The organism is Kocuria palustris (genome assembly GCF_016907795.1).
GTDB lineage: Bacteria > Actinomycetota > Actinomycetes > Actinomycetales > Micrococcaceae > Kocuria > Kocuria palustris.
Map to the genome: position 1 here is coordinate 770,832 of NZ_JAFBCR010000001.1, position 22,401 is coordinate 793,232.

Sequence of the window (22,401 nt, forward strand, 5' to 3'; positions counted from 1 at the left end):
CCCCCACACCCCCGTGACCCACCTTCGAAGGAGTAGGACATGACCACATCCCGCTACGTGATGGCCATCGACCAGGGCACCACGTCCACGCGCGCGATCCTCTTCGACCACAATGGGGCCATCGTGTCCTCCGGTCAGCGCGAGCACGAGCAGATCTTCCCGCGCGCCGGCTGGGTGGAGCACGACCCGGTGGAGATCTGGAAGAACACGCGCGAGGTCATCGGCGAAGCCCTGGCCCGCGCCGAGGCGACCCGGCACGACGTCGCAGCCGTGGGCATCACAAACCAGCGTGAGACCACCGTGGTGTGGGACCGCAGCACCGGCAGGCCGGTGTACAACGCCATCGTGTGGCAGGACACCCGCACCGACCGCCTCTGTGAGCGCCTGGCCGGCGACGCCGGCGCGGACCGCTACAAGGAGCGCGTCGGGTTGCCGCTGGCCACGTACTTCGCCGGCCCCAAGGTGGCCTGGATTCTGGAGAACGTGGACGGGGCCCGGGAGGCCGCCGAGAACGGCGACCTCGTCTTCGGCACCATGGACTCGTGGCTGGTGTGGAATCTCACCGGCGGCGGCGCCGGCGGCCGGCACGTCACCGACGTCACCAACGCCTCCCGCACCATACTGATGAACCTGGACACCCTCGACTGGAACAAGGAGATCTGCGCGGACATGGGCATCCCGATGTCCATGCTCCCGGAGATCGTCAGCTCCTCCGCCGAGGTGGGCACCGTGGCCGGCCACCAGCTGCTGCGCGAGACGCCGATCACCGGCATCCTGGGCGACCAGCACGCGGCGACCTTCGGCCAGGCGTGCTTCGAGGTCGGCCAGGCCAAGAACACGTACGGCACCGGCAACTTCATGCTGATCAACACCGGCGAGGAGCCGGTGCACTCGGACAACGGCCTGCTTACCACGGTGGCGTACCGCATTGGCGACCAGAAGCCGGTGTACGCGCTGGAGGGCTCGATCGCCGTCACCGGCTCGCTGATCCAGTGGTTGCGGGACAACCTCGGGATGATCGGTAGCGCCCCGGAGGTCGAGACCCTGGCCGCCGGTGCAGGGGACAACGGCGGCGTGTACTTTGTCCCCGCGTTCTCCGGCCTCTTCGCTCCGCACTGGGACGCCACAGCCCGCGGCGCCATGGTGGGCATGACCCGTTACGTCAACAAGGGACACATCGCCCGCGCGGCGCTCGAGGCCACCGCCTTCCAGAGCCGCGAGGTCCTAGACGCCATGAACGCGGATTCCGGCGTGGACCTCACCGAGCTGAAGGTCGATGGTGGCATGGTCGCCAACGAGCTGCTCATGCAGTTCCAGGCGGACCTGCTGCGCGTGCCCGTCGTGCGCCCCAAGGTCATCGAGACCACAGCTCTCGGCGCCGCCTACGCCGCAGGCCTGGCGGTGGGGTTCTGGTCGTCCCAGGACGAGCTCGGGGCCAACTGGGAGGAGGACAAGCGCTGGGAGCCCACCATGGACGAGGAGGAGGCTGAGCGCGCCCTGCGGCTGTGGAAGAAGGCCGTGGAACGCTCCCGCGACTGGGTCGATGAGGACGTCGTGACGGCCCGGGGCTGAGCCGGCCGGCCCGCAGGCTGGTCCATCCGGCCCCGTGCGCCCCGGGCCGGTCCGTGCCGACCCGGCCCCTCCGGAAGGACCCCGTGCAGGACTACCTCGCCTCCCCCATCGACGGAGTGGGAGGACGAGGTGCTCGGCGCGGCCGAGGGTGTGGCGCCCGGGCACGGGGACCGCGTGACGCGCGTGGGCCGTCTCCTCGTCTCCGAGGGCGTCCGCCGGTTCGAGGCCGACGGCGTAGACCTCCGGGTGATCGACCCCGGCGGGATGCTCGGCGCCGCCTGACCGCGCGCCCCGGCGGGCGCTCCCGACTGTATCGCCCCGGGTTTGCTAGAGGCTCGCAAGTGCCGTAGCGGCGGTCGCCGGCACGGCCTGGTCGTGATCGTAGACGTCCTCGAACTCGACGGGTGGGATCATACCGATCTCTCCATGGAGCCTTCGGTGATTGAACCAGTCGATGTACTCCGCGGTCGCGATCTCCAACTCGTCGATGTTCTTCCAGGGCCCGCGATTGCGGACCAGCTCGGCCTTGAACAATGAGTTGAAGGCCTCGGCCAGGGCGTTGTCGTAGGCATCTCCCGTCGAGCCGACTGAAGCGACTACCCCGGCCTCTGACAGGCGCTGGGTGTAGCGCACCGCGACGTACTGGACACCCTTGTCGCTGTGGTGCTTCAGCCCTTCCACGTCCTGGCCAGCGCGCTGGCGGGTCCAGATCCCCATCTCCAGCGCGTCCAGGGCCAGATTGGTGCGCAGCGACTTCGACAGCTGCCAGCCAACCACTCGCCGAGAGAACACGTCCGTGACGAGTGCCGCGTACGCCCAGCCGGTGAACGCGCGGCAGTAGGTGATGTCGGCGACCCACAGCTGGTTCGGAGCCGTCGCCGTGAAATCGCGTTCGACCAGATCAGGTCGAGTCTCGCGGCCATGGCCGGGAATGGTCGTGCGTGGCCCCTTGGCGCGGCTGATCCCGCGCAGTCCGGCTGCGCGCATGAGTCTCTCGACCGTGCAGCGGGCCACCGCGAGTCCTTGACGGTGCAGCTGAGCGTGCAGCTTTCGGGCGCCGTAGACCCCGAAGTTCTCCGCGTGAACGCGCCGGATCTGCACCAGCAGCTGTTCATCTCGAACCGATCGCCTCGAGGGTGGGCGGGTCTTGAAGGCGTAGTACGTGCTCGGTGCGATCTGCGTGCCCGCCGACATGAGCGTGCGGCAGATCGGCTCGACACTGAACTTCTGCTTGTGCTGGTCGATGAACTCCACAATCAGCGCTGTGGGCGGTCGAGCTCCGCTGCGAAAGAAGCCGAGGCCGATCGCAGGATCGGCGGATTCAAGCGGTCAGCGCAACATCTCCTGTGAGATGGGACAGTCACTGACCACAGGAGGATCCGGATGCAGGGCAAGCACGGTCATCTCAGCCGGGAGCAGAAGCAGCTGGCGCTCAGGTTGCACGCGAGGGGCTGGCGGCTGGTCGATATCGCCAAGGAGATCGGCTGCAGCGCGCCGATGGTCGGGGTCATGGCCCGGAGCGGCAGGCACCTCGATGCCAAACCGCTCGGCTGGAAACCACGCCAGGGCTGCCTGACGATCGATGAGCGCGAGCAGATCCTTCTGGGGATCAATCGTGGCGACACATTCACCGCGATCGCCGGGCAGCTGGGGCGAACGGTGTCCACCATCAGCCGTGAGGTCAAGCGCGGCGGAGGCCGCTGCGAATACTCGGCTTGGCGCGCACATGAACGTGCCCGCCAGCAGACTCGTCGGCCGAAGCCGTTCAAGCTCAGGCCCGGCCGACTGCTCGAGGAGGTCGCCAGTCGGCTGGAGCAGTTGTGGTCGCCCGACGAGATCGCGGTGCGCCTACGGTTGGATCATGCCGATGATCCGCAGATGCGTGTGAGCCACGAGACGATCTACCAGTCGCTGTTCGTGCAGGGCAGAGGCGAGTTGCGCCGTGAACTGGCCCGGTGCCTGCGGTCCGGAAGGACGGCTCGCAAGCCTCGCGGGGCCATCGAGGGTCGTGGCCGCATCCCCGGCATGGTGATGCTCAGCCAGCGCCCTGCCGAAGCCGACGACCGTGCAGTGCCCGGGCATTGGGAGGGTGACCTCATCCTTGGTCAGGGCAGCCGCAGCGCTGTCGGGACGCTCGTCGAGCGCTCGACACGGATGACATTGCTGCTGCACCTGCCCGATGGCAAGAGCGCCGAGCAGGTCGAGGCAGCAATGCGCGAGGCGGTCAGCAAGCTGCCGTCCTCCTTGGCCCGAACGATCACCTGGGACCAGGGCGCGGAGATGGCCAAGCATGCTGCGTTCACTACCGCCACGGGCATTCCGATCTACTTCTGCGATCCTCACTCGCCCTGGCAACGCGGCAGCAACGAGAACACCAACGGCCTGCTGCGCCAGTACCTCCCCAAAGGCACCGACCTCAGCGGCCTCAGCCGCAGGGAACTCGACATGATCCAGGACAGTCTCAACGGACGCCCTCGGAAGACATTGGGCTATCTGACACCATCAGAGAAGCTCGCAGAGTTCCTTGCGCTCACCGCTTGAATCCGCCATCGCATTCGCTCGGCGCAGCTCACGGACTTCGGACTCCAGCTCGCGGAGTCGTTGCGCATCACTGGTGGTGGTTCCAGGGCGCTGGCCCTCATCGATCTGGGCCTGGCGGACCCGGCCGCGCAGGGTCTCGGGATTGATCCCGAGCTGCTCACCGACTCGGCGGAACACCGCACGGCCGTTGCCTTCTTCTGCTTGGTCCACCGCCAGCCGGACCGCGCGTTCGCGAAGCTCGTCAGGGTACTTCCTCGGTGCTGCCATGCTCTGCAACCTTCCGTGGGATAAGAGCCTCCACCAGACCCAGGGCGATAGAGTCGGGGTGGCCTGTGTTCCACCAGACGACGATTGCCCGCATCGAAGCTGGCAGCCGGCCGGTCAAGCTGGACGAGGCCATTGCGATCGCTGGGAGCCTCGATGTAGACCTCACCAGGCTGGTCAACGACCAGGACGCAATGACGGTCCAACGGTCCTACCAAGCCGCGATGCGGACCCGTGATGAACTGGCAGCCCTGGCCGCCACCTATTTCCGACGCCAGATCTCGCTGACCGTGGCGCTGGAGGTACCGCCGGACGCGCTGCAGGGCATGGACGCCACAGAAGCCTCCACCATCACCAGGGAGAGCCCCGGCGATGTGGCCATGGAAGGTGTCATCGACCTTGCAGCGGCCGCCGAGATGTACAGCTACGAGGAATACCGAGAGCTCACCCTCCAGTCAGCACGAGGGATCCATCAGAGGCACAGCCGAAAGGGCACCACCGAGGCCCTGGGCGAGGAAGGCGAGATCGATGCCTAGGCCGCAGCTGCCCATCGGCACGTTGGGTGAGATCAGCACCACCGAGTTCGGGAAGCGCCGCGTGCGCGCCCGTGCCCGCTACCGGGATCTGACCGGCAAGACACGGCAGCTCGAGGCCACGAGCACGAGCGCGACCGCGGCGCGGCGCGCTCCCGAGCGCACCTTCTCGCAGCGTATGGCCGCAGCCGGCGACCTCATCACCCCGTCCATGCGGGTGGCCGCACTGGCCGAGGTGTGGGTGGCGGAGATCGCGCAGTCCTCGCGGTCGCCGCAGACGGTGGCGCAGTACCGGCGCATCATCGAGACGGTGATCGTGCCGGGCGTCGGCGGGCTCACGCTGTGGGAGGCGACCACGGGCCAGCTGGATCGCTTCTTGAAGGGTGTGGCCGCGACGACGCCAGGGCGGGCCAAGACGGCCAAGACGGTGCTCGCGCAGATGTTCGGGCTGGCGGCCCGGCATGACGCTGTGCGGGCCAACCCGGTGCCGGACACGCGGCTGCCTGAGCGCCGTGCGAAGGCGGTGCGGGCGCTGAGCGTGGACGAGGTGCGGGCGCTGCGGCGCGGCCTGCGGGCCTACCTGGCGGAGCCGACGAGCAGCGGACCAGCGCGGGCCCAGGACCTCGCGGAAGTCGTGGACGTGGCACTGGGCACCGGGGCGCGTGTGGGCGAGCTCCTGGCCCTGCGATGGGCGGACGTGGACCTCGGGGCCTCCCCCGTGACGGTGACCATCACCGGCACCGTAGTTCGCACCGAGGCCGGACTCATCAGGCAGGGCCACGCCAAGACGGCGGCCGGCTTCCGAACGGTGTCCGTGCCGCGGTTCGCCGCCGATGTGCTGCTGCGCCGATGAGTGGAAGAGCTGCCGAACACCCGCGATCTGGTGCTCCCGTCGTCCACGGGGACACTGCGGGAGGTGAACAACCTCGAGCGGCAGTGGCGCGACGCCCGGAAATCGGAGCACCTGCGGGGCTTCGAGTGGGTCACCTGGCACACGTTCCGCAAGACGGTGGCCACGCTGGTGGATCGGCATTCCGGCACGGAGGATGCGGCAGCGGTGCTGGGCCACTCCGGCACGGCTGTGACCTCGAAGCACTACGTTCAGCGAGCGTCCGTGGCGCCGGACGCATCTGCCGCGCTCGAGGTGATCGGTAACGATGCCTGAGACCCGAGCAACGGAGAACGCACCCCTCTATGTCCTACCGAAGACCCCGGATGGGGCCACGCCCATCATCCTGGGTCTGGAGTGGCGCGTCTGGGCCCAGGGAACGTCCTTCTACTTGGCCACCCGAAGCACCCTCAAGCACCTCAAGGTCAGCCTTCACGGGCCAGAACGCCCCGGTTGTAGCGACTACTGGAAGCTCGAACAGATCAGGAGCTACGTTCAGAAGCACGGCACCAGTGGCTTTGTGACCTACGCCTCGGAAGACATGCAGGACGACACCAAGCCTCTGATCTTCCCCGGGCGTCCGTTCGGCGCAGCCGTCCGACATGCGGTTCGGATCCGCTGGGTTGGTGACCTCTTTCAGCCTGGAGCGCCTTCGGGCACACCGCCTAAGCGCCTCAAGGAGTACTCGCAGGCGTGCTTGCTCTCGGCTCCTGACCTGTTTCACGTCGCCCACCTGGACTTCTACGTCAGCCAGGGCCAGCCCTGGTGGCCGTGGGGCAGGCAGACTCACAGACGCGATGCCGCACTGGGGCCACTCAGGAACAGTGCGGACCAGTACCTCACCGCTGTGTACTTCAAGGAGAAGGTCCTTGGCCCGTTCTCCGAGGTAGCTGACCGACCCGACCCGATCGCACTCCCGACCAGGCTCCGAGATCGGGTGCGTGGACTCAGCTACCAACGGCACGCGGATGGATTCCTCGAGGTGGAAGAGAGATGGATGCCTCGCACGAGCTCGAACGAAAACGCGGGGTAAGCGTGGGATCCGGCTAGTTTCTGGTTCGAGACGAGAAAGGCCCCACCGGGCATCATGCCTGGTGGGGCCTCGTTCGTGCTGCTCCCCCGACTGGACTCGAACCAGTAACCCTTCGATTAACAGTCGAATGCTCTGCCAATTGAGCTACGGGGGAATGTGCACATCGCGGTGCAACAGACATACACCCTACCCCGTGCGGTGCGCCCGCGCAAAACCCGTCACAGGCTCGGCTCAGGCCGGACGCAGCTGGCGACGGCGGGCCTCCAGATCGAGCAGGCTGCGGCTGATCTCGCGGAAGCGCTCGGGCTGCTCCACCGACGACGTCCGCTGCAGCTCCGCGCGCAGATCGGCCTGGCGGCGATGGATCTGGCGGTCGAACAGGTGGTTGATCACCCCGGAGGCGTAGCGCTCGAGCTGCTGCTCGGACGAGGCCGGCAGCGCCCGCATGGACAGTCCCGCCAGATAGCCGTGCAGCTCCTGCGGCAGCGCAGCGCGCAGGGCCTCGATCCAGCCGCGCCCGGGCGTGATCTGCTGATCCGCGCCGATCCCGGCGAGCACCTGGACCACCCCGCGGTGCACGGCGGTGTGCACCGGATGCGCGCACTCGGCCTCGGTGAACTGCTGCCACTCGGCAGGACCCAGCAGGTGCGGGACCTGCACGACGACCTCCAGCGCCTCCTTCTCCGTGCGCAGCAGCGGATCGCGGGGATCCGGCCACTCGATGCGCGGAGGCTGGGCGGTGTCGTCGTCGGGAGCCCCTGGGCCGCCCTGGGGACTGCGCGGCTGCTGATCGGAGCCGTCGACCGGGCGGTCGAACGTGCGCTGCTGCCCCGCGCCGCGCCCCTGACCGCCGCTCTCACCGCGGGCGTCGGCGCGGGCGGAGGCCTCGACGGCCTGCACGACGTCCGGGACCTCGAGCCCCAGCCACCCGGCCAGCTGGCGGGCGTAGGCCGGGCGCAGCGTGGTGTCGCGGATGCGCCCGACGATCGGAGCGGTCGCACGCATGGCCTGGACCCGGCCCTCCAGCGATTCCAAGTCGTAGCGCTTCATGGCTGCGCGGATGGCGAACTCGAACAGCGGCCGCTTGGCGCTCAGCAGCGAGCGCACAGCGGCGTCCCCCCGAGCCAGGCGCAGCTCGCACGGATCCATGCCGTTCGGCTCCACCGCCACGAAGGTCTGGGCCATGAAGCGCTGATCCTCCTCGAAGGCACGCAGGGCCGCCTTCTGCCCGGCCTCGTCGCCGTCGAAGGTGAACACGACCTCGCCGCCGGAGCCGTCGTCCGAGAGGAAGCGGCGCACGACCTTGATGTGCTCGGCGCCGAATGCGGTGCCGCAGGTGGCCACGGCGGTGGGCACCCCGGCCAGGTGCATGGCCATCACGTCCGTGTAGCCCTCGACCACGACCACCTGGCGCTGCTTGGCGATCTGGCGCTTGGCCTTGTCGATGCCGTAGAGCACGGTGGACTTCTTGTAGAGCTGGGTCTCGGGGGTGTTGAGGTACTTGGGGCCCTGGTCGTCGTCGTAGAGCTTGCGGGCGCCGAAGCCGATGATCTCCCCGCCGATCCCCCGGATGGGGAAGATCAGCCGGCCGCGGAAGCGGTCGATCAGCCCGCTGCGCCCGGAGGAGAACATGCCGGTGCCCTCGAGCTCATCGTCCGTGTAGCCGCGCTTGCGCAGGTGATCCAGGAGCCTGGTCCAGCCCTGCGGGGCGTAGCCGACGCCGTAGTCGGCGGCGTCCTGCGGGGAGAAGCCGCGATCGCCCAGGTAGGTGTGCGCGGCGCGGGCCCCGGCGGTGCGCAGCTGGGCCTGGAAGTACTCGGCGGCGACCTTGTGGGCGTCCAGCAGCCGCTGACGGCGGCCCACCATGGCCTTGTCCGGGCCGCTGCCCTGCTCGTAGTGCAGCTCGTAGCCGATCCTGGCGGCCAGCCGCTCGACGGTCTCGGCGAATGTGGTGTGCTCCATGGCCTGGACGAAGGCGATGACATCGCCGGACTCGTCGCAGCCGAAGCAGTGGTACGTGCCGTACTGCGGGCGGACGTGGAACGACGGCGTGCGCTCGTCATGGAAGGGGCACAGCCCCTTGTAGGAGCCGATGCCGGCGGACTTGAGCGTGACATAGCCCTCGACGATCTCGCGGATATCCGTCCGCGAGCGCACTTCGTCGATGTCCTCGCGCTTGATCAGTCCTGCCACCGCACCAGTCTACGACCCGCCGCCAAGCCCCCGATCAGTCGATCGGCTGCCTGTGGACGGGGCTGTCCTGGGCCTCGGGGTCCAGGGTCCGGGTGGCCGACAGCGCCCCGCCGCCCAGCAGCGCGGCCAGCGAGAAGGCGAAGAAGCCCCACGGGTAGGCCAGCCCGGCGGAGAGCAGGGTGCCGCCCACCAGCGGTCCGGAGATCGCGCCAAGACGCCCCGTGCCGGCCGACATGCCCAGCGCGGTGGCCCGGACCTGCGCAGGGTAGTTGGAGGCGGTGAAGGCGTAGACCAGCACCTGCGCGGAGAACACGAAGCAGCCGGTGATGAAGACCATGACGTAGATCCCGCCCAGCGGCAGTCGGATCACCAGCGCTGCGAGCATCACGGCAGCGCCCATGAACCAGACGATGCCCGCGACCCGCGGGGTGAACCGGTCGGCGGCCCGTCCGGCAATGAACAGCCCGACGATCGCGCCCACGTTGAGGATCAGCAGGAAGCCCAGGGCGTTGCCGAGGTCGTAGTCGGCGGCGCGCATGATCTGCGGCAGCCAGGTGTTCAGGCCGTAGACCAGCAGCAGGCCCATGAAGGAGGCGATCCACAGGATCACGGTGTTGCGACGGTACGGACCGGACAGCAGCAGGCCGGCCCCGACCTTCTCCTGCTGGGCGTCCGATCCGGCCCGGGTGAGGGCCTCCTGGCGCTCCAGCCGCGCGGCGAAGTCGATCCCGTAGTGCTCCGCGACCGCCCGGGCCTCGTCGCGGTGGCCCTGGGAGAGCAGGAACTCCGGGGACTCCGGCAGGTAGCGCAGCATCAGCGGCACCAGGATCACGGCCGGAAGGGCGCCAGCGATGAACATGGCGTGCCAGGACAGCTGCGTCACGATCCAGATCGCCAGGGCGGCGGTGAGCACCGCCCCCACGTGGTAGCCGGTCATGACCGTGGTGGTCGCGTTGCCTGTGCGACGGGCGGAGGAGAACTCGGTGACCATGGAGATCGCGGTGGGCAGGCAGCCGCCCAGGCCCACGCCGGCCAGGAAGCGCAGGATCCCGAACACGGCGATCGAGTCGGTGAACGCCATGGCCAGGGTCAGCAGGGAGAAGATCGTCACCGCGCCGATCAGCATCCGACGGCGGCCGAAGCGGTCAGTGGCCCACCCCATCCCCAGAGCGCCGACCATCATGCCGAACAGTCCGGCGGTCGCCACGGCCGTGCCGGAGGCGGGCGTGAGGCCGAAGCCCGGGTCCTCGATCATGGACGGCATGACCGCACCCAGCACGACGGCGTCGAACCCGTCGAGCAGCACGGCGATCCAGCACAGCGGCGCCACCCAGGCGCGGCCGCGCAGGACCTGGTTCACGGGGGTCTCAGCGGGCACGGTCGTGTCTCCTTCGCGCAGGGCGATTCGGGGTTCGGACCCACGGGGCGCGGGCCGGTTCACTGTAATCCGCGTCACTCGCCGCTCGAAGGCCGGTTCCGTTCAACGGGATGACGGCATGCCGACAGTCGCTGCCGCCGGAGGGCCGTCTTCAGCGCCGGATGATCGACTGCCGACGCAGCTCCTGGACGAAGACCACGGTGCCCACGCCGACGAGGATCAGCCCGACGACCAGCCCGAGCAAGCGCACCCACGCAGCCACCTCGATCAGGTGCGGCACCACGATCGACATCGCGGCGATCAGCAGGACGATGGCGGAGACGATCATCCCGGGGGCGCGCGATGCCTCCTGGAGCTCTGACGAGTCGATCCCGGCGGGGACGCGGCCGTTCGGGGACTGCTGTGCCGATGCCATGATCTGGCGCTCCTTGGAGGGTGGGTGCGGGCGGGGCCCGGTGCTGGGGGCTGGTCCGGTCTCGGGCCGGCGGCCGACAATGACGCGGCCCCTCGGCGCCCCATCCTACTGAGGTGTCCGACGGGCCGCGTCGCGTGCGCCTGAACCGCTCAGGCGAGCATGATGCCGGCGATGGCAGCGGACATCAGGTTGGCCAGCGTGGCCGCCAGGATTGCGCGGATGCCGAGCTCGGCGATCTCCGGACGGCGCTCCGGGGCCAGCCCGCCCAGGCCGCCGAGCAGGATGCCCAGCGAGCTGAGGTTGGCGAAGCCGGTGAGGGCGAACGTGGTGATGGCCGCTGTCTTGGGGCTGAAGCTCTCGATCTGCGGGCCGAAGTCGGCGAAGGCCACGAACTCGTTGACCACGACCTTCTGCCCCACGAAGCTGCCGGAGGCCACGGCCTCGTTCCACGGCACGCCGATCATGGTCATGATCGGGGCGAAGACCCACCCCAGGATCTGCTCGAACGTCAGATCAGGGGCGCCGAACCAGCCGCCGACCGTGCCGATGATCAGGTTGACCAGGGCGATCAGCGCGATGAACGCCAGCAGCATGGCGCCCACGGTCAGCGCCAGGCGCAGGCCGTCGCTGGCGCCGGCCGCGGCGGCGTCGATCACGTTGCGGTGCTTGAGAGCGTCTCCCGGATCCTCCACGACGACGGCCTCCTCAGGCCGCTCGCCATCGGCCCAGGGGGCATCGGCTGCGGCGTCGTGGGTCGCGGCGACGACGGGGACGTCGCTGTTCTCGGCGGCCAGCTTGGCGGCACCGGCCTTCTCCAGGCGGTCGGCCTCCTCATCCGAGACCGTCTCCGGCTCCAGGATCTTGGCCATCAGCAGCGCGCCCGGCGCGGCCATGAAGGAGGCGGCGATCAGGTACTCGAGCGGGGCGCCCAGCAGGGAGTAGCCGACCAGCACGGAGCCGGCGACGGTCGTCAGCCCGCCCACCATGACGGCGAACAGCCCGGAGCGAGTGAGCCCGGGGATGTAGGGACGGATGACCAGTGGCGCCTCGGTCTGGCCCACGAAGATGTTGGCTGCGGTGTTCACGGACTCGGCGCGGCGGGTGCCCAGCAGCCAGCCGATGCCGCGGCCCAGCCAGTTCACGACGAACTGCAGGATGCCCCAGTGGTAGAGCACCGCGGTCAGCGAGGCGAAGAAGATGATGACCGGCAGGACCTGCAGCGCGAAGACCACGCCGTCCTCCGGCACGAGTCCGCCGAAGACGAAGCTGATGCCGGCGTTCGCGGAGCCGATGACCTCCTGGACGCCGTCGGAGACGACGCCGAGCACCCGCTGCCCGAAGGGCCAGTAGAGCACGGCGATGCCGAACACGACCTGCAGGCCGAGCGCGGCCACGACGGTGCGGACCTTGATCGCCCGTCGGTTCGAGGAGAGGAGGAAGGCGATGAGCAGGATCCCTGCCATGCCGCCGATGCCCCAGAGGATTCCGATCACGGTGTGCCGCCTGTTCCCGCGTCCTGCGCGTGTCGTCGGTGCCTGTCGGCGAATCGGTGGTGCGGGAGCTCACCTGCAGAGTCCCGCTGTGCCTCCGCCGTGATGCGGACGCGGGGGAAGTCTAAGGGAGCTGAGCGCGGGCTGAGGAGAACCTGGCAGTTCGGCCCGTCGCCGGAGCAGCGGTCACGACGGCGCGCTCACCACAGAGGGGTGTCCCCCAGCCGCCGGTCCGTGCCCAGGATGCGGTGATGCAGCCGCACCGCCGAGGTGTCGGTCAGCGAGGCCACCTGGTCGATCACGATGCGCAGGCGCAGGGCCCCGGCACCGGGGCCTCCGCCGACGTCGTGCCAGTCGCCGCGGAACTCCGGGGCCAGGTAGCGGCCATCCGAGTCCATCATGGCCTCCACCAGCAGACGCAGGGTCTCGCGCTGGCGGTCGTAGACCACCTGCGAGTCGCGCTCGGTCATCACGTAGGTCACGGCGATGCCCTTGAGCACGGCGATCTGCACGTCGGTCTCGTGCGGGACCACCAGGGAGGCGTCGTAGCGGGTCAGCGGATCCGAGCCCGTGACTCGACGCGTGGCGGCCACGGCCGACGTGGCGAAGCGCCCGATCAGCTGGGAGGTCATGTCCTTGAGCCGAGCCAGGTCCTGGCGCGATCCCCGCATCTCGGAGGCCCATTCCGGGGCGTTCTCCAGGCGGGTCAGCGCCTCGTCCATCTCGGCGTCCTCCGCACCCGGGAGGTACCACTCGCGGGTCTTGTCGAACACGCGCTCGCGCTGGGCGGGGTCCTTCAGCCGGGACAGCCGCACGGCTCCTGCGGCAACGGCGTCCTCGACGTCGTGCACCGAGTAGGAGATGTCATCGGCCAGGTCCATGACCTGGGCCTCGAGGCACTTGGTGCGCGCCGGGGCGCCCTCGCGCATCCATTCGAAGACCGGCAGGTCGTCCTCGTAGACGCCGAACTTCCGCGAGCGCGTCCCGTCCGCCTGCTGGGGCGCCTCCGAGGCCCGCCACGGGTACTTGCACGTGGCATCCAGCGCGGCGCGGGTGAGGTTCACCCCGGCGGGGCTGCCGTCCGGGGCGATGACCTTGGGCTCCAGGCGCACGAGCAGCCGCAGGGTCTGCGCATTGCCCTCGAAGCCCCCGATATCCCCGGCGAGCGCGTTGAGCTCCGTCTCCCCGTTGTGCCCGAACGGCGGGTGGCCGAGGTCGTGAGACAAACAGGCGGCGTCGACGACGTCCGGGTTGCAGCCCATGAGCCGGCCGATCTCCCGGCCGATCTGGGCGACCTCGAGCGAATGCGTGAGGCGGTTGCGCGCGAAGTCGTCGGCCCCGGGGTCGACCACCTGGGTCTTGGCGGCCAGTCGGCGCAGAGCCGAGGAGTGCAGCACGCGGGCGCGGTCGCGCTCGAAGTGCGAGCGGTACTTGTTGTGGTGGTCCTCGCGCACCCACCGCTCGATGTCGCGGGCGCTGTAGCCGGGCTCGGCCTCGCGGGTGCGGTCGACGGCAGCGAGCATCTCCGCCACGCCCTCGAGGGGAAGCTCCTGCTGGTTCTCGTGGCTCAGCTCATCCATCACCAGGCCATTGTGCCCGCTCGGGGGCGCCTCAGCCGCCGGAGACGTCGAGCTCTGCGTCGACCAGACCCAGGCGCTGGTCGTCGTGGATCTGCCGGTCCTCGAGCCACCGGTCCGGCAGAGCGGCCTTCTTGGGGTTGCCGGCGCGACCGCGCGGCCCCTCAACATCCGCACCGGGGTACGGCTGATCCAGGTCCATGGAGGAGAGCAGCTCCTCGAGCTGATCCAGCGTCTCGACCAGGGACAGCTTCGCGCGCAGGTCGCCACCGACCGGGTAGCCCTTGAAGTACCAGGCCACGTGCTTGCGGATCTCCCGCAGGCCCTGCAGCTCGTCGCCGTCCTGATCGGCCAGCAGCTGGGCGTGGCGGTAGATGGTGGCGGCCACGGCGCGCAGTCCGGGGCGGGCTCGCTCCCGGCTGCCGTCGAAAGCGGCCTGCAGATCGCCGAACAGCCAGGGCCGCCCCTGGCAGCCGCGGCCGATGACCACGCCGTCCACACCCGTCTCGTTCACCATGCGCACGGCGTCCTCGGCGGACCAGATGTCGCCGTTGCCCAGGATCGGCATGTCCGGGATCGCCTCGCGCAGCCGCGCGATCGACGACCAGTCGGCCTGGCCGGAGTAGTGCTGCTCCAGGGTGCGCCCGTGCAGGGTCATCCCGGCGATGCCGAGGTCGCGGGCCATCCGACCCGCCTCGAGGTAGGTGAGGTGGTCGTCGTCGATACCCTTGCGGGTCTTGATCGTGACGGGCAGCCCCTGGGCCTCGCGGACGGCGGCGGAGAGGATCGCCTCGAAGAGATCCGTCTTCCACGGCAGCGCCGATCCCCCGCCGCGCTTGGTCACCTTGGGCACGGGGCAGCCGAAGTTCAGGTCGATGTGATCGGCGATGTCCTCCTCGACCACCATCCGCACGGCCTTGCCCACGTTGACCGCGTCCACGCCGTAGATCTGCACCGAGCGCGGTGTCTCGTGCGGGTCGTGGTGGACGATCTGCAGGGACTTCTCCCGCCGCTCCACCAGGGCGCGGGCGGTGACCATCTCGGTCACGTACAGCCCGCCGCCGTGGGCGCGGCACAGCGCGCGGAAGGCCTTGTTCGTCACCCCGGCCATGGGCGCGAGCACCACGGGGACGTCGATCGTCAGCCCGCCCAGCCGCAGCGGCGGCAGGTCCAGGGTCACGGCCTCGTCGGCAAGCGTGGTCTCGATCGTCCCGGGGCCGAACGGCTGACGGTACGACGACGGCCCCTGCGCTTGCTGCGCGAGGGCGGTCTCCTGGCGGGGCTCGGCGGTGGTGGTCATCCGGGCATCTTCCCACAGGACCGTCGCCCTGTTCGGGCGATCTCCGGCACATTCCAGGGTCGCCGATGCCTGGTCCGGAATCCGGCGATGGAGTTCACATGCGCAAATCAGTCGTCTAAGATGGGAGCAGGCCCGGTGGTGCACCTCGATGCCGCTCCTCCCCGACCGACAGGAGATCGCCGTGACGCACATTCCGACCGGCTCGCAGCCGACCCCCGATGCGGCGCAGGGCCCCTGGGGTCACCAGCCCGCGCCCGGGACGCCCGGACAGGCAGCGGCTCCTCAGCCGGGACCGCGTCAGGGCTGGGGCGCCCCCATGGATCCGGCGGCCACGCAGGCCGCCTGGCGCTACTCGGCGCGCTCCAAGAACAACACCGTGGCATGGCTGCTGTGGCTGGGCGGGCCGTTCCTGATCGGCCTGCCCATCCACGACTTCTACTTCGGCGCCGTGGGACGCGGTCTGCTGAAGCTGGGGCTGATCGTCTTCGCGTTCATCACCCTGTTCGGCGGGATGATCGGCGGGGTCGCCGCTTCCGGCAGCAGCGAGAGCACCGCTGGCGTGCTGATCATTCTCGGGGTCGTGCTGTGCATCGGCTCGTTCGTCGCCATCCTGATCTGGTGGATCGTGGACGGCGTGACCATGACCTCGCGCCTGGAGCGCACCAACGACCGCATCCGCCGCGAGATCGCCGCCCAACAGGGCGTCGATCCCTGGTCGTTCTGAGTCGGCCATGACCTACCCGCACCCCGCCGGCCCCTGGCCCGCACGCCCCGGCCCCTGGGCCCCTGCGCCCATGGATCCCGCGCACCGCCAGGCCGCGGTGCGCTATGAGGCCCGCGCCAAGAAGCCCATCGCGGCCTGGATCCTGTGGATCCTCGGCCCGTTCCTCCTCCACGTCCCCGTGCACGACTTCTACCTCGGCGCCGTCGGCCGCGGGCTGGTCAAGCTGATCCTGGCGGGCACCGCCTGGGCGGGGGCCATCACGGCTTACGCCATGCTCATGGTCACCTATGAAGAGGGCTTCGACACCGTCGAGCCCGGAAGCGTCGGGGACGCGGCCATCACCGGGCCGGGCCCCGTCTTCTGGGCCGCGCTGATCGTCATGGCTCTGACTGGGCTGGTGACCGTCATCTGGTGGATCGTCGACGGCGTGGGCATGAGCCGACGGCTCGAGCGCCTGGACGCGCAGCTGCGCCAGGAGCTCTCCCGCGACCACGGCGTCGATCCCTGGGCGTTCTGAGCGGCGCGGCCGGCGCGCGCTTCCCATGCCACGACAGCGGCCGGTGCCTCCCCAGTGATGGGGAGGCACCGGCCGCTGTCATCAGCCCAGAAGGTGCGGGCTCAGACGGTGAGGCTCACTCGGCCGGATCGGCATAGGTCACGGACTCGTCCACGACCTTGGCCACCCCGTCCGCGACGAGCTGGGCGCACACGATCGCCAGCGGGCGCATGGCGTCGGTGACCTCCACGCGCACCGGGTAGCGGGCCACGAGCAGGCCGAGGAGCTTGGCGACCGCGATCGCGGCCTCCTCGTCCGGCAGCTGCGGGTCCCAGCCGACCAGGACGTCGGTGGGCAGGTCGTCGAGCTCCTCGAGCCGCTCGGCGTCGGCCTGCGAGCGCTCCTGATCCAGCTCGAGCGAGCGGTAGCTGATCGCGAAGGCGCCGATGCTCCCGCTGCGCCCCGCCCCGCGGTCGATCCCGTGGCGCAGCACGATCGCCCCGTAGGCCTGGGAGGTCTCGGAGAGGAACTGCTGGTTCACCTTCCCCAGCGACAGCTCGGCCGGGGCGTCCCAGGCGTTGACGGCGCGGTAGAACTCCCCCACCGCCTTGGTGAGCTCGACGGAGCCGGTGGCCAGGTCCTCGATCGCCTCGGTGGCCGAGTCGCCCTCGCCGATCGGCTGCGGCGGCAGGGCGCCGGGCGCGATGACGACATGGCGGTGCGTCATGACCGGCACCATGCCGGAGTGCTCGGCGAAGCCCGCCCCCGAGGTCTCGGGTGCGGCCTTGGTGCGCAGCGGCTTGTCCGGGAAGGCCTCGGCTGCGATCTGCCGCAGGCGGTCCGCGATCAGCCGGCCCGTGCCCTCGCCGCGGTTGGCCGTGGCGACCTCTGCGAAGGCCCACACCCGCTCCGGGTGCAGCGGGTGCAGCTGCACGGCTCCGCCGCCGATCACCACGTCGTCGTCGATGGCCACGACCGTGCGCGACCACGCGGGCTCGTCGGTGTCCGGACCTAACAGTGCCCGCAGGGCGACGACGGGGTCGGCCTCGGGCGCAGGCAGGACCTCGAGCAGGGCGAGGTCATCGCCCTGCTCCCAGGAGCGCAGTTCCACACTCATGCGATCCCCCCGCTCAGCAGCCCAGCTTGTCGGCCAGGTACGAGCTGACCTTGTCCAGGGAGACGCGCTCCTGGGTCATCTCGTCGCGCTCGCGGATGGTCACGGCCTGGTCCTCGAGGGTGTCGAAGTCCACCGTGACGCAGTACGGCGTGCCGATCTCGTCCTGGCGGCGGTAGCGGCGGCCGATGGCCCCGGCGTCGTCGTAGTCGATGTTCCAGCGGCGCCGCAGCTCGGCGGCCAGGTCCCCGGCCACGCCCTTGAGGTCGTCCTTCTTGGACAGCGGCAGGACCGCGGCCTTGACCGGGGCCAGGCGCGGATCCAGGCCCAGCACGGTGCGCACATCCGTGCCGCCCTTGGTGTTGGGAGCCTCCTCCTCGCGGTAGGAGTCCACCAGGAACGCCATCATGGAGCGCGTGAGGCCGAAGGACGGCTCAATCACGTACGGGGTGTAGCGCTCGCCGGAGGCCTGGTCGAAGTACTGCATCTTGGTGCCCGAGGCCTCGGTGTGGTTGCTCAGGTCGAAGTCCGTGCGGTTGGCCACGCCCATCAGCTCGCCCCACTCGGAGCCCTGGAAGCCGAAGCGGTACTCCAGGTCGATCGTGGCGTCCGAGTAGTGGGCGCGCTCGCCGTCCGGCACGTCGAAGCGGCGCAGGTTCTGGGGGTTCACGCCCAGATCGGTGAACCAGCGCTCGCAGTCATCGACCCAGGTGTCGAACGAGGGCTTGGCCTCGTCCGGGTGCACGAAGTACTCGATCTCCATCTGCTCGAACTCCCGGGTGCGGAAGATGAAGTTGCCCGGGGTGATCTCGTTGCGGAAGGCCTTGCCGATCTGGCCGATCCCGAACGGCGGACGCTGACGGGCGGCCGTCACCACGTTGAGGAAGTTCACGAAGATGCCCTGGGCGGTCTCCGGGCGCAGGTAGTGCTTGCCCTTCTCGTCGTCGACGGGGCCCAGGTAGGTCTTCATCAGGCCCGAGAACTGCTGCGGGTCCGTCCACTCGCCCTTGGCGCCGCAGTTGGGGCAGTTGACCTCGGCCATGGACTCGGGCGCGCGGCCCTTCTTGTCCTCGAAGGCCTCCTCCAGGTGATCCTGGCGGTGGCGAGTGTGGCACGAGGTGCATTCGACCAGCGGGTCCGTGAACGTGGCGACGTGGCCCGAGGCCTCCCACACCGCCGAGGGCAGGATGATCGAGGAGTCCAGGCCCACCATGTCCTGGCGTCCGCGCACGAAGGTCTGCCACCACTCGCGCTTGATGTTCTCCTTCAGCTCCGCGCCCAGGGGGCCGTAGTCCCAGGCCGAGCGCGAGCCGCCGTAGATCTCACCCGCCTGGAACACGAAGCCGCGTCGCTTGCACAGCGAGATGACGTTGTCCAGCGTGGACTTGGGGGCCATGAGATGCACACTCCGGTATCTGCCGCGACCGCTGGCTGCGGCCTGGCGTGGGGTTTCCGTACGGGGTCCTCGGGTGCACGAAGGCACCGACCGCCAGGGTAGTCAACGACGACGACGGCCTGCGACTCCCGGTGCGCTCAACGGTGCTCAGCTCTCCAGACGGCGAATGCGGTCATGTCTGCTCCCCGTACGGCGACCCTGATCAGCCGCTCCGACCGAGCAGCTCGACCAGCCGCGCTTCGCTCAGCGGCGGGTGCGTCGAGGTCGCCTCGGGCAGGGCGATGGCGTCCAGCAGCAGATCCGCGTAGCGGTGCACGAGCTGCGGGTCCACCGCCCCGGCGCGCTCCTGCACCGCCCCGAGCATCGTGAAGAACATCGGCAGGTCGGCGGAGCTGAAGTCGGCGCGGATCTGGCCGTCGCGCTGAGCGCGCGCGATCAGCGGGATGAACTGCGCGCGTACCCTGAGCAGACGCGCCTGGTGCTCCGAGCGCCCGTCGAGCAGCTGCCCGATGGCCACGGAGTCGCTGATCCAGCCCACCACGGTGCGCAGGAAGCGGAAGAGGCCCTCGCGGGCGTCGTCGTGCTCGGCGCACGAGCGCGCCAAGCTCAGCATGCCGTCCAGGCGATCCGCCAGGACCGCCTCGATCAGCTCCCCCTTGTTCGCGAAGTTCCGGTACACGGTCCCCACGCCCACGCCCGCCTCCTGGGCGATCCGATCGAGCGTGACGTCGACGCCCTCGGCGGCGTAGACCCTGTCTGCGGCCGCCAGGATCTTTCTGCGGTTGGCGCGGGCGTCGCTGCGGGAACCGGATGAGGGAGAGGACATAGGTCCCATGGTCGCACAACCGGAGACGCCATCTCCATCTGCGTGCTAGCCTCCCGCGCGGAGATCAGCTCTCCGTTTCCCATCCACGGCGCCAGTGCCCGATCGAGAGGTCTCCCCATGTCCAGTCCCAGCCTGGAAGTCCACGGCCAGCTCAGCGCCAAGCCGGTCACGCCGTGGCCCAAGGTCCTCATCACGGCGCTGATGTCCGCCGTGGTCATCTCGATCATCGTCCTGGCCTTCTCCTGGCCCACGGTGACCTCCGAGCCCAAGTCGATCCCGCTGATGATCGCGGGCCCCGAGCAGCAGGTCGAGATGGTCCAGGACCAGCTCGAGGACACCCAGCCGGATCTGTTCGACATCACGACGGGCGATGACCGCGACGCCGCCGTCGAGGCCATCGAGCACCGCGACGTCTACGGCGCCATCGTGATCGGCCAGCCCGTGGAGGTCCTCTCCGCCTCGGCGAACAACGCCGCGACCGGCCAGATCCTGCGCCGCGTGGGCGAGCAGCTGGGGCAGAAGACAGGCATGCCCGTGACCCAGACGGACCTGATTCCGTTCAGCGAGAACGACCCCAACGGCGCCGGGCTCGGCGTGCTGTCCTTCCCCATGGTCATGGGCGGGCTCGCCGGAGGCATCGTGATCGGGCTGCAGGTGATCGGCGGCGGCCGCAAGATCGTGGCAGTGCTGCTCTACGGCGTGCTCGCGGGCTTCGCCGTGACCGCTCTGGGCGGGCCGCTGCTCGACGTCTTCCAGCGCGAGTTCGAGCTGACCTGGCTGGCCGTCGGACTGGCGTTCGCGGCGATGTCCGCGACCGTCGCCGGTCTGGTGACCGTGCTGCGCACCCCCGGCATCCCGGTGGCCGCGCTGCTGTTCATGTTCTTCGCCAACCCGATCTCCGGCACCAACTCCCCCAAGGAGTTCCTGCCCGGCCCGTGGGGCGAGATCGGGCAGTACCTCCCGCCGGGGGCGATCTCCACGCTGATCCGCGACATCTCCTACTTCCCGGAAGCCGACACCACCATGCAGTGGCTCGTGCTCTCGGGGTGGCTGGTGCTCGGCATCGTGCTGATCGGCATCGGGCTGGCCTCCGAGCGACGCGCGGTGCGCCGTTCGGGCGGCTCCAAGCCGGCCGCCCAGGACACGTCGATCGACTACTCGTCGGGCTCTTCACCGACCGCCGCTCAGAGCGGACGGCACGCAGCCCGCTGACCCGACCGCTCACGTCGGCCGCCGCGCTCCCTGACGAGCGCGGCGGCCGTCGTCGTCTCAGGCGGTGCTCGCCCGCCGCTTCCAGGGCAGGGACACGACGACGAGGCCCACGAAGGTCAGCGCCGTCCCCAGCACCGTCAGCGGGGCGACCACCGCGCCGCTGGTCGGCACGAGAAGATCCAGCAGCAGCGCGCCGGTGAGCATCCCGGCGGTCAGGGACAGGCTCGTGCGCAGGATCCCGATGATCCGCGAGAGCACCGCTCCTGCCGCCACGAACAGCACGCCGCACACGCCGCCCAGGTAGAGCCACCATTCGGAGGGGAAGTGCCACGGCGGCAGGTCAGCGGTGAGCCGGTGGATCACCGTGGCGACGATCAGCGCCAGCACGCCCTCGGCGAAATTCAGCACGGTCGGGGTGATCGGCGTCCCGGCCTCCGCCCCGATCCGCCCGTTGAAGGCCGTCTGCAGGGCGGAGCCGAGCCCGGCCAGCACCGGCAGGAGCAGCAGCGCCAGGACCACCGCCATGCTGCGCTGAGGAGCTCCCTCCTCGCCGCCCAGGTGGGGCAGCTGCGCGATCAGCACCGCGACCACGATGATCGCCGTGCCCAGCAGGCGCCAACCGGTCAGCGGCTTCATGCCTCCGGGGCCGATGCCCGCACGATCCACCCCGAGCCCGCCGACGGACTGGCCCACGACCATGCCCAGGATGAACACCGAGACGCCCACCATCGGCGTGGTCACGGTCTGCACCACCACCAGGAACGCACCGAAGACGCCGGAGAGCAGGAAGATCGCGGGCAGGCGTCGGGCCCGAAAGGCGCCCAGCGCCGTGATGAGGCCGCGCCGACCGGCGGGGATCAGCGCGGTGCCCAGCAGCACGATCGCGAAGCCCACGGAGAAGCCGGTGAGGCCTGCGGCCACGGAGTCCCCGGTGCGCGCGCCCAGCTCGCCGTTGACGCGCGACTGGACGGCCATGGCGCCGCCTGCGAGCACGGCTGCGATCTGGGCGATCAGCACCGTGACGGGACTGTGGGTCTGCGCCGGGGCCCTCACGACATCCTGGGGCGGCTGCGGGTTCTCGGGCTGGTCGGCATTCTCGGGGAGGGGTTCTGAGGTGGGCACCGGATCAGGCTACTCCCGGGCCCTTCCGGTCCTCCCCGAGCTGGGCTCATGGCCTCGGTGGGCCACAATGGAGCCATGACCACCACCGGAAGCACCCCCGAAGAGCTGCCCATCCGCGACGAGATGATCCGACTGGGCCAGGCCCTCAAGCTCGGCAGCCTGGTCGAGGACGGCGCCATGGCGCGCACCGCCGTCGAGGAGGGCATGGTCCAGGTCAACCACGACATCGAGACCCGCCGCGGCCGACAGCTGCACGACGGCGACGTCATCACTTACAACGGGACCTCGCTGGTCATCCGCGCCGAGGGCTGAACGGACCCCGGCCT

22 protein-coding genes, 1 tRNA gene, 1 pseudogene and 1 other annotated feature are annotated in these 22,401 nt (G+C 69.7%); of the genes and pseudogenes, 11 read left to right on the plus strand and 13 right to left on the minus strand.

What is annotated here, in order from left to right; translation table 11 throughout:
* The first annotated feature begins 39 nt into the window (after nt 1-39).
* A complete protein-coding gene (gene glpK / locus JOE55_RS03320) occupies nt 40-1,572 on the plus strand; it encodes a glycerol kinase GlpK (protein ID WP_204782022.1) in 1,533 nt (510 codons plus the stop codon).
* A 129-nt stretch (nt 1,573-1,701) separates the two neighbouring features.
* Complete coding sequence (locus JOE55_RS03325) at nt 1,702-1,854, plus strand: hypothetical protein (RefSeq protein WP_006215658.1); 153 nt, start codon at nt 1,702-1,704, stop codon at nt 1,852-1,854.
* Between the two features lie 45 nt (nt 1,855-1,899).
* Here the strand turns inward: JOE55_RS03325 and JOE55_RS03330 are convergent, their stop codons facing one another.
* Nucleotides 1,900-2,826, minus strand: coding sequence for an IS3 family transposase (locus JOE55_RS03330; protein WP_204782023.1), 927 nt, complete (start codon nt 2,824-2,826; stop codon nt 1,900-1,902).
* Nucleotides 2,740-2,868 (minus strand) — a sequence feature (AL1L pseudoknot). It overlaps the preceding gene by 87 nt.
* Nucleotides 2,869-2,955: 87 nt before the next feature.
* On the opposite strand from JOE55_RS03330, the gene JOE55_RS03335 reads away from it, so the two are divergent.
* On the plus strand, nt 2,956-4,113 hold the full coding sequence (locus JOE55_RS03335; RefSeq protein WP_053446838.1) for an IS30 family transposase: 1,158 nt from the start codon (nt 2,956-2,958) through the stop codon (nt 4,111-4,113).
* Between the two features lie 12 nt (nt 4,114-4,125).
* Here JOE55_RS03335 and JOE55_RS03340 read toward each other — a convergent pair.
* Nucleotides 4,126-4,380, minus strand: a pseudogene (locus JOE55_RS03340) (transposase); the annotation flags it as partial.
* 65 nt (nt 4,381-4,445) lie between these two features.
* Between JOE55_RS03340 and JOE55_RS03345 the strand changes: the two are divergent.
* Genes JOE55_RS03345 through JOE55_RS03360 form a run of 4 tightly spaced genes read left to right on the plus strand, consistent with a single transcriptional unit; the run spans nt 4,446 to nt 6,832 of the window.
* On the plus strand, nt 4,446-4,913 hold the full coding sequence (locus tag JOE55_RS03345; protein ID WP_204782025.1) for a hypothetical protein: 468 nt from the start codon (nt 4,446-4,448) through the stop codon (nt 4,911-4,913).
* Nucleotides 4,906-5,763 (plus strand): tyrosine-type recombinase/integrase, encoded by an 858-nt coding sequence (locus JOE55_RS03350; protein ID WP_204782026.1) that lies wholly within the window; start codon nt 4,906-4,908, stop codon nt 5,761-5,763. The genes JOE55_RS03345 and JOE55_RS03350 overlap by 8 nt, the downstream gene beginning before the upstream one ends.
* On the plus strand, nt 5,764-6,075 hold the full coding sequence (locus JOE55_RS03355) for a site-specific integrase (protein WP_204782027.1): 312 nt from the start codon (nt 5,764-5,766) through the stop codon (nt 6,073-6,075).
* Complete coding sequence (locus JOE55_RS03360) at nt 6,068-6,832, plus strand: hypothetical protein (RefSeq protein ID WP_204782028.1); 765 nt, start codon at nt 6,068-6,070, stop codon at nt 6,830-6,832. The genes JOE55_RS03355 and JOE55_RS03360 overlap by 8 nt, the downstream gene beginning before the upstream one ends.
* Nucleotides 6,833-6,913: 81 nt before the next feature.
* Here JOE55_RS03360 and JOE55_RS03365 read toward each other — a convergent pair.
* From JOE55_RS03365 to dusB, 7 genes are all read right to left on the minus strand, one after another.
* Nucleotides 6,914-6,986 (minus strand) — tRNA-Asn (locus JOE55_RS03365).
* A gap of 77 nt (nt 6,987-7,063) precedes the next feature.
* A complete protein-coding gene (gene dnaG, locus JOE55_RS03370) occupies nt 7,064-9,025 on the minus strand; it encodes a DNA primase (RefSeq protein WP_204782029.1) in 1,962 nt (653 codons plus the stop codon).
* Between the two features lie 34 nt (nt 9,026-9,059).
* Nucleotides 9,060-10,403 carry an MFS transporter gene (locus JOE55_RS03375; protein WP_204782030.1) on the minus strand — a complete coding sequence of 448 codons (1,344 nt, stop codon included), beginning with the start codon at nt 10,401-10,403 and terminating at the stop codon, nt 9,060-9,062.
* A 151-nt stretch (nt 10,404-10,554) separates the two neighbouring features.
* Complete coding sequence (locus JOE55_RS03380; RefSeq protein ID WP_204782031.1) at nt 10,555-10,818, minus strand: hypothetical protein; 264 nt, start codon at nt 10,816-10,818, stop codon at nt 10,555-10,557.
* A gap of 149 nt (nt 10,819-10,967) precedes the next feature.
* Nucleotides 10,968-12,311, minus strand: a complete 1,344-nt coding sequence (locus JOE55_RS03385; protein WP_204782032.1) for a nucleoside transporter C-terminal domain-containing protein — start codon at nt 12,309-12,311, stop codon at nt 10,968-10,970.
* A gap of 197 nt (nt 12,312-12,508) precedes the next feature.
* Nucleotides 12,509-13,831 (minus strand): deoxyguanosinetriphosphate triphosphohydrolase, encoded by a 1,323-nt coding sequence (locus JOE55_RS03390; RefSeq protein ID WP_204783189.1) that lies wholly within the window; start codon nt 13,829-13,831, stop codon nt 12,509-12,511.
* A gap of 88 nt (nt 13,832-13,919) precedes the next feature.
* Nucleotides 13,920-15,092 (minus strand): tRNA dihydrouridine synthase DusB, encoded by a 1,173-nt coding sequence (gene dusB, locus JOE55_RS03395; RefSeq protein ID WP_204783190.1) that lies wholly within the window; start codon nt 15,090-15,092, stop codon nt 13,920-13,922.
* Nucleotides 15,093-15,366: 274 nt separating this feature from the next.
* Between dusB and JOE55_RS03400 the strand changes: the two genes are divergently transcribed.
* Nucleotides 15,367-15,909 carry a TM2 domain-containing protein gene (locus JOE55_RS03400; protein ID WP_204782033.1) on the plus strand — a complete coding sequence of 181 codons (543 nt, stop codon included), beginning with the start codon at nt 15,367-15,369 and terminating at the stop codon, nt 15,907-15,909.
* Nucleotides 15,910-15,916: 7 nt separating this feature from the next.
* Nucleotides 15,917-16,426: a TM2 domain-containing protein gene (locus JOE55_RS03405; RefSeq protein WP_204782034.1), complete on the plus strand. Its 510-nt coding sequence runs from the start codon at nt 15,917-15,919 to the stop codon at nt 16,424-16,426.
* Between the two features lie 115 nt (nt 16,427-16,541).
* Here the strand turns inward: JOE55_RS03405 and JOE55_RS03410 are convergent, their stop codons facing one another.
* The 3 genes from JOE55_RS03410 to JOE55_RS03420 all read right to left on the minus strand — a co-directional run bounded on the left by JOE55_RS03410 (nt 16,542) and on the right by JOE55_RS03420 (nt 19,741).
* Entirely contained in the window at nt 16,542-17,522 is a 981-nt protein-coding gene (locus JOE55_RS03410; RefSeq protein WP_204782035.1) for a GNAT family N-acetyltransferase, read from the minus strand.
* Between the two features lie 13 nt (nt 17,523-17,535).
* Nucleotides 17,536-18,915 carry a glycine--tRNA ligase gene (locus tag JOE55_RS03415; protein WP_204782036.1) on the minus strand — a complete coding sequence of 460 codons (1,380 nt, stop codon included), beginning with the start codon at nt 18,913-18,915 and terminating at the stop codon, nt 17,536-17,538.
* A 202-nt stretch (nt 18,916-19,117) separates the two neighbouring features.
* Nucleotides 19,118-19,741, minus strand: coding sequence for a TetR/AcrR family transcriptional regulator (locus tag JOE55_RS03420; protein WP_204782037.1), 624 nt, complete (start codon nt 19,739-19,741; stop codon nt 19,118-19,120).
* Between the two features lie 117 nt (nt 19,742-19,858).
* Between JOE55_RS03420 and JOE55_RS03425 the strand changes: the two genes are divergently transcribed.
* Nucleotides 19,859-20,953 (plus strand): ABC transporter permease, encoded by a 1,095-nt coding sequence (locus tag JOE55_RS03425; RefSeq protein ID WP_024290108.1) that lies wholly within the window; start codon nt 19,859-19,861, stop codon nt 20,951-20,953.
* A 57-nt stretch (nt 20,954-21,010) separates the two neighbouring features.
* Here the strand turns inward: JOE55_RS03425 and JOE55_RS03430 are convergent, their stop codons facing one another.
* On the minus strand, nt 21,011-22,075 hold the full coding sequence (locus tag JOE55_RS03430) for a DMT family transporter (protein WP_204782038.1): 1,065 nt from the start codon (nt 22,073-22,075) through the stop codon (nt 21,011-21,013).
* 75 nt (nt 22,076-22,150) lie between these two features.
* Here JOE55_RS03430 and JOE55_RS03435 point away from each other — a divergent pair, with 75 nt between their 5' ends.
* Complete coding sequence (locus JOE55_RS03435) at nt 22,151-22,387, plus strand: RNA-binding S4 domain-containing protein (protein WP_053447689.1); 237 nt, start codon at nt 22,151-22,153, stop codon at nt 22,385-22,387.
* Nucleotides 22,388-22,401 lie beyond the last annotated feature (14 nt).

Coding starts and splice junctions, on each gene's coding strand:
- glpK (WP_204782022.1), top strand. CDS start 40: ATGACCACATCCCGCTACGTGATGGCCATCGACCAGGGCACCACGTCC.
- JOE55_RS03335 (WP_053446838.1), top strand. CDS start 2,956: ATGCAGGGCAAGCACGGTCATCTCAGCCGGGAGCAGAAGCAGCTGGCG.
- JOE55_RS03350 (WP_204782026.1), top strand. CDS start 4,906: ATGCCTAGGCCGCAGCTGCCCATCGGCACGTTGGGTGAGATCAGCACC.
- JOE55_RS03360 (WP_204782028.1), top strand. CDS start 6,068: ATGCCTGAGACCCGAGCAACGGAGAACGCACCCCTCTATGTCCTACCG.
- JOE55_RS03380 (WP_204782031.1), bottom strand. CDS start 10,818: ATGGCATCGGCACAGCAGTCCCCGAACGGCCGCGTCCCCGCCGGGATC.
- JOE55_RS03390 (WP_204783189.1), bottom strand. CDS start 13,831: ATGCTCGCTGCCGTCGACCGCACCCGCGAGGCCGAGCCCGGCTACAGC.
- JOE55_RS03405 (WP_204782034.1), top strand. CDS start 15,917: ATGACCTACCCGCACCCCGCCGGCCCCTGGCCCGCACGCCCCGGCCCC.
- JOE55_RS03410 (WP_204782035.1), bottom strand. CDS start 17,522: ATGAGTGTGGAACTGCGCTCCTGGGAGCAGGGCGATGACCTCGCCCTG.
- JOE55_RS03415 (WP_204782036.1), bottom strand. CDS start 18,915: ATGGCCCCCAAGTCCACGCTGGACAACGTCATCTCGCTGTGCAAGCGA.
- JOE55_RS03420 (WP_204782037.1), bottom strand. CDS start 19,741: ATGTCCTCTCCCTCATCCGGTTCCCGCAGCGACGCCCGCGCCAACCGC.
- JOE55_RS03425 (WP_024290108.1), top strand. CDS start 19,859: ATGTCCAGTCCCAGCCTGGAAGTCCACGGCCAGCTCAGCGCCAAGCCG.
- JOE55_RS03435 (WP_053447689.1), top strand. CDS start 22,151: ATGACCACCACCGGAAGCACCCCCGAAGAGCTGCCCATCCGCGACGAG.